14 protein-coding genes are annotated in these 14322 nt (G+C 41.5%); 9 read left to right on the forward strand and 5 right to left on the reverse strand.

The features are described 5' to 3' along the window. The 6 genes from BCU12_RS20180 to BCU12_RS20205 form a co-directional block, all read left to right on the forward strand. Window positions 1-2598, forward strand: a 2598-nt coding sequence (locus BCU12_RS20180; protein WP_102406092.1) for a phage tail tape measure protein, incomplete at its 5' end; no start/stop codon positions are given. A gap of 17 nt (window positions 2599-2615) precedes the next feature. Next, window positions 2616-2981, forward strand: coding sequence for a phage tail protein (locus tag BCU12_RS20185; protein ID WP_102406094.1), 366 nt, complete (start codon window positions 2616-2618; stop codon window positions 2979-2981). After that, window positions 2981-3184, forward strand: coding sequence for a hypothetical protein (locus BCU12_RS20190; protein ID WP_102406096.1), 204 nt, complete (start codon window positions 2981-2983; stop codon window positions 3182-3184). The genes BCU12_RS20185 and BCU12_RS20190 overlap by 1 nt, the downstream gene beginning before the upstream one ends. Continuing rightward, complete coding sequence (locus BCU12_RS20195; protein WP_102406098.1) at window positions 3184-4158, forward strand: hypothetical protein; 975 nt, start codon at window positions 3184-3186, stop codon at window positions 4156-4158. Before BCU12_RS20190 ends, BCU12_RS20195 begins: the two co-directional genes overlap by 1 nt. Continuing rightward, window positions 4159-5454: a site-specific integrase gene (locus BCU12_RS20200; RefSeq protein ID WP_102406100.1), complete on the forward strand. Its 1296-nt coding sequence runs from the start codon at window positions 4159-4161 to the stop codon at window positions 5452-5454. A 16-nt stretch (window positions 5455-5470) separates the two neighbouring features. Further along, window positions 5471-5761 carry a helix-turn-helix domain-containing protein gene (locus tag BCU12_RS20205; protein ID WP_102406177.1) on the forward strand — a complete coding sequence of 97 codons (291 nt, stop codon included), beginning with the start codon at window positions 5471-5473 and terminating at the stop codon, window positions 5759-5761. Here BCU12_RS20205 and BCU12_RS20210 read toward each other — a convergent pair. Then, window positions 5743-7308 (reverse strand): hypothetical protein, encoded by a 1566-nt coding sequence (locus BCU12_RS20210; protein WP_102406102.1) that lies wholly within the window; start codon window positions 7306-7308, stop codon window positions 5743-5745. The two genes, BCU12_RS20205 and BCU12_RS20210, sit on opposite strands and share 19 nt — an antisense overlap. A gap of 279 nt (window positions 7309-7587) precedes the next feature. Between BCU12_RS20210 and BCU12_RS20215 the strand changes: the two genes are divergently transcribed. Next, window positions 7588-8832 (forward strand): DUF6035 family protein, encoded by a 1245-nt coding sequence (locus tag BCU12_RS20215; protein WP_102406104.1) that lies wholly within the window; start codon window positions 7588-7590, stop codon window positions 8830-8832. Window positions 8833-8893: 61 nt separating this feature from the next. Here the strand turns inward: BCU12_RS20215 and BCU12_RS20220 are convergent, their stop codons facing one another. From BCU12_RS20220 to BCU12_RS20230, 3 genes are all read right to left on the reverse strand, one after another. Further along, window positions 8894-9385 (reverse strand): hypothetical protein, encoded by a 492-nt coding sequence (locus BCU12_RS20220; RefSeq protein ID WP_102406106.1) that lies wholly within the window; start codon window positions 9383-9385, stop codon window positions 8894-8896. After that, on the reverse strand, window positions 9378-10277 hold the full coding sequence (locus BCU12_RS20225; RefSeq protein WP_102406108.1) for a hypothetical protein: 900 nt from the start codon (window positions 10275-10277) through the stop codon (window positions 9378-9380). The genes BCU12_RS20220 and BCU12_RS20225 overlap by 8 nt, the downstream gene beginning before the upstream one ends. 581 nt (window positions 10278-10858) lie before the next feature. Next, window positions 10859-11578 (reverse strand): WYL domain-containing protein, encoded by a 720-nt coding sequence (locus BCU12_RS20230; RefSeq protein ID WP_102406110.1) that lies wholly within the window; start codon window positions 11576-11578, stop codon window positions 10859-10861. A gap of 173 nt (window positions 11579-11751) precedes the next feature. Between BCU12_RS20230 and BCU12_RS20235 the strand changes: the two genes are divergently transcribed. Next, entirely contained in the window at window positions 11752-12684 is a 933-nt protein-coding gene (locus BCU12_RS20235) for an alpha/beta hydrolase (RefSeq protein WP_102406112.1), read from the forward strand. A gap of 137 nt (window positions 12685-12821) precedes the next feature. Here BCU12_RS20235 and BCU12_RS20240 read toward each other — a convergent pair whose 3' ends face one another. Next, window positions 12822-13415, reverse strand: coding sequence for a hypothetical protein (locus BCU12_RS20240; RefSeq protein ID WP_102406114.1), 594 nt, complete (start codon window positions 13413-13415; stop codon window positions 12822-12824). Between the two features lie 367 nt (window positions 13416-13782). On the opposite strand from BCU12_RS20240, the gene BCU12_RS20245 reads away from it, so the two are divergent. Beyond that, window positions 13783-14259: a DM13 domain-containing protein gene (locus tag BCU12_RS20245; RefSeq protein WP_102406116.1), complete on the forward strand. Its 477-nt coding sequence runs from the start codon at window positions 13783-13785 to the stop codon at window positions 14257-14259. Window positions 14260-14322 lie beyond the last annotated feature (63 nt).

The raw sequence follows: 14322 nt of genomic DNA on the forward strand, positions 1-14322 counted from the left end.
CAATTGAAAAATGTTGAGGGTTATCAATCTGCTATTAAGCGGATGACAAAGCTAAGAGAGCAATCAAAACAAGCTGAGATAAATGTCGCTGGGCTAGGTAAGCAATTAGAAGAAAACAAGGCTCAAGCAACGGGCTTAAAGGTTGCGTTTAGCCAAACGGAATCAAAAATAAAAGGCCTTAATGCTCAACTTAAGAAAGCATCGGGTGATGGCGCCGAAAAAATAAAGGTGCAGCTTCATCAAGCTCAAAACCGTTTAGAGTCGTTAAATCTTGAAATGCATCAAAGCAAAGTGCGTACGTCTGATTTGAATCTTGCTTACAAGAAGGCAACTCGGCGCGTTAGCGAACTGACTGATAAGCAGACAAAACAGAAGGATAAGTTACGAGGGCTTGGCTCTGCACTTAAAGAATCTGGTATCAACACTCGTCGCCTTGGTGATGAACAACAACGATTAGAGAAACGATCTGTTAAAGCTACAGCTGCCATTGCCAAGCAAACAGCTCGTATGAAAGAAATGCAGGCTATTCAGTCTCGCATTGATGGTCGGAGTGCAAAGCTTAGTGAAATAGGGAGCCAAGCGACTTCTCTTGCTATAGCTGCGGCACCAGTAGCAGCAACAGTGTGGAGCGCCGTAAAAAATGAGTCTTCTTTTGCTGATGTGAAAAAGGTCGTGGATATGTCGCCTGAAGAGTCGGCACATATGCGTTCTTGGTCGTTGAAAACCTCGGCTTCTAAAGAGGGCGGTGGACTCAGTGCCAATGATATCAATGCCATGCTTGCTGCCGGTGGTCAAAGTGGCATCAAAGATATGGATGAGCTTAAGGCTTTCGTCTTGGACTCTGCTGCAATGGGTGTTGCCTTTGATATGGAAGCGGGGCAAGCGGGTGAAACACTGTCAGTTTTTAAATCTGCGCTTGGACTAGATCATGACGGTGCAGTGGGTCTAGCTGGCTTAGCAAATTACCTTTCAGCCAATTCAAATTCTAAAGCTCGTGATGTTTCAGGTGTTATGTCTCGCCAAGGTGCGACTGCAAAGATGGCGGGATTTTCTATCAATGATTCAGCGGCACTGTCTGCAGCCTTACTTTCTACGGGTATGGGTGAAGAACGTTCTGCCACGGCGCTAAAAAATATCTCTAGCCGTTTAACGATGGGACAAGCTGCAACGTCTGCTCAAAAATCGGCATTAAACTCGATTGGGTTTGATTCAGTTGATTTAGCTGCGTCGATGCAGTCCGATGCTTCAGGAACGTTACTGGATCTATTAGAGGCAATAAAGCAGGCTCCGATTGAAGAGCAGGGGGCATTGTTATCTCAAATCTTTGGTGAGGAAGCCAAGGGTGCTGTTGCTTCACTTGCTGAGAATACGGACTTATACCGAAAGACGCTTAAGTTGGCTAACGAAGAGCAATCGGTGCATACCAAGTCATTACAAGATGAGTTCAATTCTCGAATTTCTACTTCGGAGAATGGCATTGATCGTTTTTTAAATAAGTTGAACCGCCTGAGTGTTGTTATTGGTACAGCATTGTTACCCGCTCTAAATTGGGTTTTAGAACCATTGGGTGATGGTGTCACGCTGTTAACTGATTTCGCGGTTGCCAATCAAGGAGTAACAGCTGCACTTGGCATTGGTATTGCGGGTTTCATTGCACTCAAAGGGATGATGCTAGCAGGCAAAGCCGCCTCACTTATATTTGGTAATACGCTTGATAAAAGCCGTTTATTCCGCAAAGGGTTAAACCGTGAAACGAGTGAAAGTGGGAGAGCTGCTCAATTTGCGACTAAACAGTTTGGACGATTAAACCGAACTTTGATGGAGTCTGGATCTGGTGGTCGCCCTGGTCGAGGTCGATCTAGCCGTGGGCGTTCAGCTCGGTCTTCTCGCTCAAGTCGTGTTCGGTCTCGTAATCCTCTTGCTCGAGCGTTTAACTTTGCGTCTTCTTCATTTAGTGGAAGACGTGGTGCAATTCCACTTGCTTTAGGTGGGGGTGCACTTGCGATGTCTCCCGCGATGGCTATGGCTCAAGATGCGCTTGATGTCGGTGGTGATGTAGCTGAAGGGTTAGGTAAATCTGGGCTGAATAAGCTTATTCGTCCTCTTTCCATGGCGATATCTACGGCTAATGTCGCTACTGCTTTAGCTGATGGTGATACCAAGGGCGCCATTACTGAAGGAGGCGGATTATTGGGTGGATTAGGAGGGGCCAGTTTAGGGGCAGCAGTTGGCACAATGATTATGCCTGGCATTGGAACGGTTGTTGGTGGTTTAGCAGGTTCATTACTGGGTGATATTGGTGGTGAGTTACTAGGTAGTTGGTTTGGTGACAAGTTGTCTAACCCTCCGGATAAACTCATGGCCTCAAGCGAGGTTAAAACCAAAATAGAGGAAAAAGAAAACAAAGAGTCGTTGGCTCGTTCTCTCCCTCCCATTCAAATATCGACTCCCATTTATGCGGTACCTGGTATGGATGAACAACGATTGGTTCAACTTGCTCGCATGGAAGTTGAAAGCGTATTGGAACGTCAGTTTGGTGGAATGCCTGGGCTTTCTATTGATGATTCGTTATCTGTTTCAGCCATTGACCGTGGTTAATCATTTGGAGTGTCTTTATGCACCAGATAGTCATTGGCGAGTTTGTTTTCTCGGTAGGAGACAAAACTGCCATTAGTAAAATGGATCGTACAACCAGCGGCGCCTATTCAGAAGTTTCGTTGATGGACAGCAATAAATCTGAGTTTACGGGGTTACCACTTGAGTCATTAGATCTGACTGCAAAGTGGACCCGTTATGGCGCCGCACAAAAGGTTAATGCGTTAAGAGAGCTGATTTCTGAGCCTCAACAGGTGAGTGATGGCCAAGGGTTTAACTTAGGCAAATGGACGATCAAGCAGATCAAAGAGGGTAAATCAGAATTTATCCATGATGGTCGAGCAATGGTTACGGAAGTGTCTTTGCAATTGATGGAGTTTCGATAATGCGAGTTCAAGCGAAAGCCGGTTATCTCATTGCTGATCTGTTGTTCCTTCATACGAAGCAAGATGGTGATCTGATTGAAATAGAGTTTTATAGATTAAACCCGCATGTACGTGGAGAGGTGTTTTCTGAGGATTGCTCGGTGATTATTCCAGATATTAAAACTAACCAGCGCTTGTTAAGTGCTACGCGGAGTTGGAACTAATGCTAAATATTGTAGGAAAAAACGCTGAACTGATGATGGGGTTATTAAAGAGTTGGCAATTGACCGATGGTAATGCTTTGGAGGGGGATAGCCTGACACTCTCTATATTCTCTGAGGATATTGATGGCATTCCGCCTAAAGGTGAAAAGTATAAGGTGTATGTGGGGAATGTGTTTCGTGATGAATTCATCATATCCAAACGTTCTGTGAGTTTGAACCCTAGAGTGCTAAGACTTGTGTTAAGTGTAGCGCCATTCTCTATTACTGATTCTACTGAGTATCGATCTAGAAAATCAGCCAGTTGGAACAATGTCACGATAGCTAAAGTGGTTGCCGATTGTGTTACTCCTCATGGTTTTTCAATTTTTGTCCATCCTCGATTACAAAAAATTGAAATCGAGAATGTTGACCGCACTGATGAAAGCACCTCAGCCTTTATTTTCCGATTAGCAAAGCAATATGACGCTGTAGCCAAAATTGTGGATGGCGTTTATGTGATTGCGCCAAAGGGTGAAGTGATCGCCGCGAGTGGTAAGCGTGTTGAGACGATTACGTTGTCATGCCCTGATAGTAGTGAGCTTAAGTCAGCTGAATTTTTAAATGTGGACGTTGATTTAGATGGTCGAGATGACTTCAACGGCGTGAAGGCGTTTCATTTGTCGACTGATTCAGGAACAAGAAAAGAGGTAGTGGTGGGTTCATCTCCATTTAAATCGATTGGAAAGGACTGCAATAGCCTAAGTGAAGCGCAGCAAGCTTGCTCTACTGAGTTAAGACGTATTCAGAGGGAAGGAAGAAAAGTGACCATCAATGCTAGCCCCAATCCGTTAACTTTTGCGGAGGGGTTAGTGGTTTTAGATGATTCATTTCCTTCTGCGTTTCGTGGGACGTGTTCGATAGATTCAGTGAACTTCACTGGCCGTGGTCGTCAGGTGAAAACAATGATGATTCAAGCAACTTCAACGGGGGCGTAGATGGGTATTCGTTTAAATTCTAATGCGTTAGTAACACAAACAGTGAAGTGTAAGATTTCAGATGCGAAGATTCGTCAATATGCAAAAGCTCCAGGAGTAAGGCAGTTGAAGGATGAACGGCTTTCTTTGTATTACGTGTATAAAAAGGATCGTTCAAAGGGAAGTTGGAAACTGTTTACTTACCGTAATGGGAAGCAGACAAGCCAGGTGTTCGCGAACTTTCCGAAGACAAAGGCGGTGAGTGCGGTGAACTTGGTCCAATTTCATAAAGAACAGGGAACGGCATTGGTCGAGCATCAGTTCTTTGAGTCAGTTAATGATGTGTTGGATTGGCATATCACTAGGCAAGAACGATTGAGAAAAGTTGAATCTAGCCGATTGGTTGGGATGAGAAGTATGTTTAACGCACATCTGTATTCTTGTTTTGATGGGATCTCCCTTGAAGCGCTTACTCATTCCATCGTTGATGATTGTTTGATTGTTGCGTTACTTAGCCAGCAATATTCGTTGAGTTATGTTCGTGGCATGTTTCAGCTAATAAAGGTGGCGTTCTCAACGGCGAAAAAAATGGACAAGTTGGACGTGAACCCTATGAGTGATATGAAGTGGACAGACTTTATTGACCAGCCAATTAGACCAAAGCCACCGAAATTATTACCACTTAATATCCTTTCTACACTTGAGCAGATAGGCAACTCGAATCCAATATCTCATGCACTTTGTATGATTATGCTTTATCACGGCACTCGTGTTGGGGAGACCAGGTTAGCGAAGTGGTGCCATATTAGCTTTGAAGCTAAACAATGGCGTATTCCCGAGCGAAATACGAAGTCTAAAAAGGAAGTGGTTTATCCTCTAACCGATCAGATGGTTGAGTATCTGCAATCATACAAGCAGTGGTTGTTGAGGCATCATTACAAGGGAAACAATGTATTTCCTCTGACCAAACGAGATAAGGGACCGATTCACAATACCAGGGCGAGTGAGTTAGTTCGTGAAGTAAGCAAAGGGAAGTGGGCGGCGCATGATCTTCGTAAATTGGCTCGGACTGTATGGGCAGACTTGGGAGTTGATTACTTGGTTTCGGAGTCTCTTCTTAATCACGCTAAAGATAAACTCGATGTCGTGTATATCCATTCAACAGTGGAACTTCAGAAGAAAGAAGCGCTGATTTCCTACCATAATTGGCTAAAAAACTGCTGGCACACCTGCCGAGCGCCTGCCGCCATCACTTCTGTTTTCCATCAAAAAGATCTTTCAAATCAGATCCTAAAGCATGATCTCAATGAATATTAGAGAGGAGTATAATGAGATGGCGTTTTTATGCCAAAGCGAGCCGATAAATGAGTCTCTTATAACCGCAGCTCGAATTGTTCCTCATCAGGTGGCCAGAGTTAAATTGAGTAAAACACAACTGAGAGTTTTGGAGTCAATATCGGAAGGAGAGGAGGTGACAGCATCACAAATTGCTGAGCGGTTGGGTTTGTCGGAGAGTTGGGCTAGTACGTTACTAAAGCGCTTATATGAAAAATGCTACTTAACGAGAAGTAGCATTGGACAAGATAGCGGAGGTATTGAGTTTAGTTACCTAGTCGCTTCGTAGAACTTTACAGTCACGTTATAAGCTTTTTGGTGATTCCCCCATGCGACAGACTCTTTTTCAGTACCAATTGATTCGAGGTATTGAAAATAGAGCATGTTTGTATTGTGACATTGACTTATTAACTGAGGGTCATCTTCTAAGCTTTTTTGACAATAATTTAGTGAATTAATGAGGTTAGATTTTATATTAACCGCAGATGGGTTTGGCGATTTTGGCTTTTTAAGTTCGTCCTCTAAAAGGAGCTTATACATAGAACTATCTATGTTTGCTTTATCGAACTCTCTAATTATTGTTTTGTATTTTGCAATATAAGTCTCGTTGGCATAATCTTTTGATTGAGAAGCAGCAATAGAACTGGTCTGAGAAAGTGAAGGTGTAGTCAGTTTTTTATCCGAACTTAAATTTTTCATTTCCATGTCAGCAGTGACGTTTGAAGATTGGTAGCTTTGCACTTTTAATGACTTCGTCGCATTATTAAGTTGAGTAGCGTCTCCTTCAGCGATTAAATCATAGACACCAGAACCCAATGAGCCTGCACTATCAGCTGTCAAACCTTGATCAACACCATAAGCAACAGCTGCAGCACCTAAAGCTACAGCCCAAAAGTTTGATGAACTTTCGTTACTAGAATTTGATTGTTGTGTTTTTGTAGATCTAATGAAGACGGCGTCAGAAATTTTTACGCTAGTAGGTTTGTTTTTTAGCATCTCAACAATCTTAGTTGCCTCGTTACTAAATTTTGCTTCCAGGCAGTGAGATAAATCAACAGAAGCTCGGTCTTTCATGCAGAGAGTCATAGGATATGGCCCAAAGCTTTCTGAATATACGTAGTGAGTGAACTGATCATTAGGTTTGATAGCGATACTTATATTATCTAGTAATTTTCCCTCATAAGACCCAGAAACCCTTTCATTTGATGGAGTTGTATATGACTCTATGGTATTGAAAACTGGGGAGTCGTCAAACTGAGTGAAAATAACTTCACTATCGCTTTTATGATAGGTTAAAGATTTGATATTCGTACCGGCGATTGTCGGGTCTGCTACTTTTGAATTTAGAACTATAAAGTGCTTTTTTGTATCATCAGAGATAGTTGAATAACCTTCTTGATGAGTTGTCATTGACCCATCATGAAAAGCAGTAACAGCAGTAAAATGGAAGCTAACATTAGAGCGTAGATCGTTCTGAAGACTTAGACACGTTTTTGTGTCGGAGCTTATAACTATATTTGATGTGACAAAGTCACTATTGTCAGATTGATTGAAAGAAGTAATGTTATTGGCTTGTTCAGCAGTAAGGGAGCATTTTGTAAAAGAGGATGTATCAAATAAGGCTAACCCATTTTGCTTAAATTGAGATAAAAGGCCAACAAAAGTGTCCCTTTGCTCGTTAAATTCTTCACTAGATAGATTTGGTAGGTCACCTTCTTTTGCTTTGCTCCAAACTTCTGGTGTATACGTGCCTTCATAGCCACCTGAAGTCGCTTGACACCCTATGGTGGCAATACAAAAGGGGATTAAAACGACGAGCCCTAGTTTTCTTTCCATGTAAAGTATTCCTTAATGCGTTGTGGATTCATTCGGTAAATGCATTGTGTTGGAATAATTGATAATAGCAATAGTAAGGTGTATTGCAATAAATAGGTTCTTCTTAGCTCTTAAGCGGCACCTACGCGGCTCACCCTCGTGAAATAAAAATTTTTCGACCCCTATAGTCACCACCATCAAGTGAGCGTAGCGTCTAAAAATTATGCTATGTCATTTAAACGTTATGCGTAACGGTGTATAACATTTAAAGTTAGAATATGAAATTGATAGGGTATTGATGTGTCAGTTCGAAATATGACTTCTGTGTTTATTCCAGATAAAGACAAAGTACTTGATGCAAACGAGTTTTTGGATACTTGTAGTGACAAGGAGTACTTCGAATTTCGTCGAGAGCTTGAGGAGAATAGAAAAACGACTCCCGTCGCTTTGTGCAACGTCTGTTTCCAACCCGTCGTATTAAGAGCCACATCTCAACGAACAACGTTTTTTGCCCACCCGAAGAATTCTGAAGACTGCCCAATAAAAACAACATCGATTTTCACTCAGGAAGAAATACGAGCCATGCTATTTAATGGCCAAAAGGAAGGTCGGGCTCATAAGGAAAATAAACAGCTATTAGCTGACTATTTGATTGCTGACAGGCTATTTGATGATGAAGTTAGAATCGAGCCTACATTTCGCGAGAAGAACAATGTTGGTGTGGCTAAAAAGTGGCGACGTCCTGATATTAGTTCAGTGTTTAAAGAGGGCAGAAAAGATGTTGTGTTTGAGCTTCAAGTAAACACGACTTTTTTAGATGTGATCATTCAACGAGAAAACTTTTATCGAGATAACGATACCTACATCGTTTGGGTATTCTTGTCATTTGACCCTAAACAGTTCACTACGCTAGACATAGGTTATGCAAACAAAGCCAATATATTTGTTCTTGATGATGAAGCTAAACAAAAATCTGAAAAAGAAGACCAACTATATCTAACTTGCCACTATCAAGTGCCATACATGCAAGATGACCTAGATGTTGGGTATGAGTGGAACTCGTGTTTAGTTGAGTTTTCTGAGCTCACTTTTGATATTGAGAGTAAAAAGGTATACGCCGTAGATACAACTGAGATAGACGAGCAAGTACACCAAACAATTAAAGTAGAGCTAGCTCGGATTGAGCAAGAACAAATAGAAATGGAAGCGGAAAGAGAGCGGCTCAAGAAAAAAGAGGAAGACGAGCGAAAAGCTGAGGCGGCTAGAATCGCAAAAATAGTAGAACTTGCCCAAGAAAATAGACGAACGTCACCGGCGTTTGACCCTTTTCGCATACCGTCAACGTCATCAAGATCATCTTCTAGCAGAGGAAAAAACTCATATGCCAATCGTAGAGAACAGTCTACATTTTCCCATGCAACACCTGAATCAAAGAAGTCGTTTGGTGATACTGTTTTGTGCCCCAAGTGCAGTGTAAGAGCGAAGCCAAAGAAAGTTGGGAACTCTCCAATATGTAGCAATTGTATGTCTTATTTGGGTGACTAATAACGGTGCATCTATTTGATTAAAAGAAATAAGAACGCAGTATGAGCTTGGGTTGGTTCTATTAGGATAGATTCTCTGAGTCGTCTTGGTTGAGTAAAGTTGAAAAATGAGAAAAAAGCGTAAAGATCACATTAAACACTTCAATAATTAGTGCAACAGATAACATAATAATTGTTAATTCAACCGCTGTGTAGAATGTATCCCTAGTTGGAAGAAGTTCATGAATAGGATAATTGAGTAACGGAATACCGGTTACCCTTAGGTATGGAAGCAATAATGATGAGACTAAACACATAAGAAGAAGAAGTATGTCCTTCTTCAGGCTTGCAAGAAAACCAGTGAATGCACTTAGATTGACCTTAGAGTTAGGTGATGAAGTAGTAGTGAGAAGGACACTGAAGATTATAGATATACCAGCTGTAATCCCACCTAAAATCGCACCAAGGATACCTGGAGTAGCAGATTCTATAAGTGTGTACGCATCTTTGTTATCAGTTGAGAACCCCAAACAGACTCCAAATATTACGGCTAGTATAAATATAGTTTTAATCATTAGTTTGATCTTCAATTGCATCTTCAAATTGGAATTTTGGTCTATATAGATCAAGAATTTCTTTTACATCACTAGGTCCATAACCAGAGAGTGTCACTTCAGTAACGCCTTTTCCTTCCATAACAACTATTTTGGCTGTCTTTTCACTTTTCACGCTAGTTAACTGCTTTTTGTGACCCATTAAACGGCCTTTCATTAACCAATGCCCACCACCTTTTCTGCACCAATTAACCATATTATTGAGCCAGCCTTCACTTTTAAGGTTTAACTGTTTGTCTTTGTTCTCAAAAGTTGTTGTAACCTTATTAGCATTTGTATTTGCCGCTGTATCTTTAAGCGCTTTTTTCATTTCTTTTTCAGTTTCACCGAATAAATTAGGTGGCGTCAATTCAAATGAAACTGACTCAACCAGCTCGAATCTGTCATACTCTTCCCAAAAACTATGGTCACTTTCATTAAGTACTGGTTCAATTTCGGCTCGGAGCCCAATCTCTGCTAATTCCATATTATTAGCTAGTTTTTTAAATGCTTTACAAGCAGCTGTGGGTGTTGAAAAGACGCTAGTTTTTTTCTCTACTAATATTACTTGCTGTTGCCTATCCCAAAACCAAACCATAGGAGGAAAATCATCAACACTATATTCATTAAATTCTTTGTCGTGCCCATGTAATGCTTTAGCCCTGGAAACTATACCAGCCATTACACCTTCTTCTCGGCCCTGCACTTGTATCATTATAGAGAAAATTGTCTCACCATGTTCATTTTGCGGTGGGTTCTCAACTGAATGTAGAAGAGCATCTTCAAATGAAAAGATATCCTTAGACATATTTTCATCAATAAACAGTTGAGGGTCTCCAGCAACGAGTGAAACCCTTAGAGCATAAAAATTCATAGTTGTATTTCTTATTTTGACGTTGTAAATCAGAATTTTAACTATAAAGAGTCTTGTTGCATACACTTAACAGTAGCTTTGCTCGTACGTAACTACTGTTTTTTTATACAGTGTAGTTTCAAATTATTAATCTAGCAAGTTATTCGGTAGGTTGAACTGATGAGATAATGCGAAAAGTACGTGTCTAAATTGCGTCCAAGGCTGTTAGTTTGATTTTATTTATATAACCAAATCAACGTATTAGATTGATGATTGCGTAATCGAAAAAGAAGAAGGTAGGTTGGTGCTCTTGTTGCATGGTTGATTTACCAGATAGGTCATTAGCTTAGGTATATTAGACCATTGCATGCAAGGTATAGCAATCGGCTTCTGGGGCTTGCCTGTAATAGAGGCGCAAGTTTTAGATATGTATAAAGTGGAGCCTGTAGTTTATAGAAATCGTAGATGAGTCAGATTGTTAAAATTTCTACTGTCTATGTATTCTTGGTTTTATTATAACGTTGTTAATGTCATACGTTGATTGAATATCCAGACGTTGAGTAAATATCCAGACGTAAAAGCTGAGTTATCGTTACAGGGCATTAACGAACGAAATTGCGAAGAGGAGAGACGTGATCTTCAAAGGGAACGTGCCGCCTCAGAAACGTCGTCCCTTCGAGACATTCTGGTTCACTTATTCGGTCCATACGAAAATGCCGAATATCTTGACGTTTTTTGTCCCAGGCGACTAAATACCAAAGCGGAGGCAAAATTAGCATGGCTTGAGGTTCGACGCAGCGACTCGTCAGTGCTCCTTTTGCATCGCAGTATTGAAAGCGCAGAAGGCGCTTTTGTAGAAACGCGGCTTCAAAGGCAGACAGTAGTGATGGATCCATGATCCCGATGTCGGTTGTGTTCACTTGTGGCGCCAGTTTTCCTACGAACAAGCAATCGAGAAAACGGCGCAAATCGACTATTTGCTCTGGTGAAAGAACCTGCTCAATTTTAGCCAATCCAACCTCTGCTAGCCCAGAAAAAGGCAGACCACCAATCGCTCTCATTGATTCCACACTGATGAGAAGTGCAAAGATCTCAGCAACAGAGAGTCTCACTGTCGCTTGAATCGAATGAGGGTCGAGTTGTAACCCGCCTCCACGCCCCGGCTCTGAATGAATGACAAAGCCTTCATCTCTAAGCGCACTAATATCACGTAAAATGGTTCGCCTAGAAGCACCTACCTCATTGGCAAGGTTGGCAACCGTAGAAGTGCCATTACGTCGAAGCGTACGCACAATCGCGTTTTGTCGAAGTTTAGAGTTCATTTGGAAGTTAAGTCTTTTTGGTGACAGTATTTGTCACCATATCGTTTTATAAATTGTCTGTCCATGTAACGTCTGCTTTTCGGTTAGAACGAAAACCGGAGCGACTAACACATGGAAGTGGTGCACTTTGTAAACAAGACGCTGTTGACCTCTAACTTAATAAAGAGAAAGAAATGTACAATCCAAATGATTTTCCCAAGCCAACGCCGATATCTGTTAATGGTATTGAACTTGAAGTCTTCGAAGCTGGACAGCAAAACGCTGGAAACCCAATCGTGCTTTGTCACGGCTGGCCGGAACACGCTTTTTCGTGGCGCTATCAAATACCCGAGCTTGTGGAGGCTGGTTACCATGTCATTGTTCCCAACCAGAGAGGTTATGGGAACTCTTCTTGCCCAAAAGAAGTGACTGACTACGACATTAAACATTTGTCGGATGATCTAGTCGCTCTTCTTGAGCATTTCGGATACGAAGACGCAATTTTTGTTGGTCATGATTGGGGGGCAATGGTCGTTTGGGGACTGACACTGCTGCACCCTGAGCGTGTTAAAAAGGTGATTAATCTGAGCCTACCTTATCAAGAACGTGGACAGATACCATGGATCGAATTGATGGAACAGATACTGGGCGGCGATTATTACTTTGTGCATTTCAATCGACAGCCTGGGGTTGCCGATGCCGTATTGAACAATAATACGTTCCAGTTCTTGCGCAATTTGTATCGGAAAAATGAACCGCCAAAAGAATTTGAGCAAGGAATGGCGATGATCAACCTCGCACAAGATGAAAAGCCATTGGGCGAGCCTGTTATGTCTGATCGTGAATTAGCCGTCTTTGTCACCGCTTTTGAATCTAATGGATTTACGAGCAGCATAAACTGGTATCGAAATCTAGACAGGAACTGGAGATTGCTGGCTGATGTTGATCCAATCATTCAACAGCCTACACTCATGATTTATGGTGAGCGAGATTCTATCCCTAAATCTGAAAATTTAAGCAAATTTGTACCAAACGTGGACGTTGTTAGCTTAGATTGTGGTCACTGGATTCAACAAGAAAACCCAAAAGAGACCAATCGAGCGATAATTGCCTGGTTGAATAAATAACAGAGGAAGTTTCATTGATGACGCATCAGCCCCTTCGAGTAGTTCGAAGGGGAAAGGTCGATCTTGGTTATCGTTTCACTAATTATTTAGAAGTCGACGCCACGCGTAAGACTCGCTTTAATCATGACCATGAAGCCTTAAGCCACTTCTTTTTCAATCACATGTTTAGGGTCTACGTTTGATTCTATTTGTGTTCTACTGAGACTTCCGTTCTCTAAAATAGAAAGAAAATGTTCTCTCTGGGCATCGGCGTATTCACCCGTTACATCGGAGAGCGCAGTCAGGCCCACTTTTGCAAGATCGTAAGCGCTGTTTAGATGGCCTTTACGCTTTTCAATTGAGACTCGGTATTTCAAGTTTTCAATTCTTACTTTAAGCCGAAGTTCTTCTAGCCGGGCTAATTCAACACTGCTTTCTGTGATAGGAAGCGTGCCTAGTTTTCGTTCTCGGTTTACCGCTGTTTTTAGTGCTTTAATTCTTTTAAGAATAGAAAGACATTGCTTGGAATCATTAGGAACAGAAAACTTGAGTTCTTTACTTCGGTAAAACGTTGACATCTGACTCAGTTCAGTCCGACTAATATTGAGCCTTTCCTTGATAGAAACATCGCTCGGTTTTAATTCGGCCATTCCTTCTAAGATGCTGTGAATGCGTTTGGCTAGACTGGTCGTCATCGTCTTGCTGAGAGGGATCGGTACAGAGCGATACAGCAGATCTTCATAGTATTTCAATGAATTCTGTAGCCGTTGAAAGCTCTTTTCAGTTTGTTGTTTTGTCTTGGATTTTTTGAGGATTCTAGTACAGGTATAGAGGCTTAATAAGCAGAGTACTGTCAATAAGACTGGAAACGTAAATGACATTTATTTGCTCAGGTAATACGAAAATATTCTATGGCCGTTGATAATAGGGGCGTTGTTCTATTGTGTAAAACGCGAATGTCCGTTTTATTGGTTTTCGTGATCCTTGTTGGTTTAATTGCATCATCGGGTGTATGGGCGGTGAGGGTTTTATTAATTCGTCTTATATATTAGGTTGTTAAATTAGTTTGATGTGTCAAAATTTAAAGAAATAACTGTTATACGTCGCTCAGGAGGAGCAATGAAATTACGTACAGCATTCTTTTTGGTTGTCAGTCATTTGTCAGTGGGTGCGCTTGGTTTTGCCCTTGGTATCTATGTGCTTCCTATACTCATTGCACCTGACTCACCAACTGAATCACAGGTTGAATCTATGTCTTTAACAGCAAAGTTTACCGCTCACTTTAAAAAGGATTTAGCAGGCAGTGACTCTTTGCATTGGGGGCAGGGTGTTGTGTCAATAAGTGATGAGGTGATTACTCTTTCTGGAACATTAGCACCAGGCCCAGACTATAAATTGTACCTTTCACCCGAGTTTGTTGAAACAGAAGCGGAAGTGCTGGAACTGAAAGAAAAGATGGTACGAGTTGGGGACGTGAAAACCTTCGAGAACTTTATTGTCGATGTGTCACCCGATATAGATCCTGCTCAGTACAATACCGTGTTGATATGGTGTGAGACTTTTCAAGAATTCATCACAGCGGCTCAATATCAATAAGTACTGCTATTCACACATTCTTTATTTATGAGCTCTGTAGCAAATGGTGAATTTTTGATCGTC

The organism is Vibrio sp. 10N.261.55.A7 (assembly GCF_002877365.1).
Classification (GTDB): Bacteria; Pseudomonadota; Gammaproteobacteria; order Enterobacterales; family Vibrionaceae; genus Vibrio.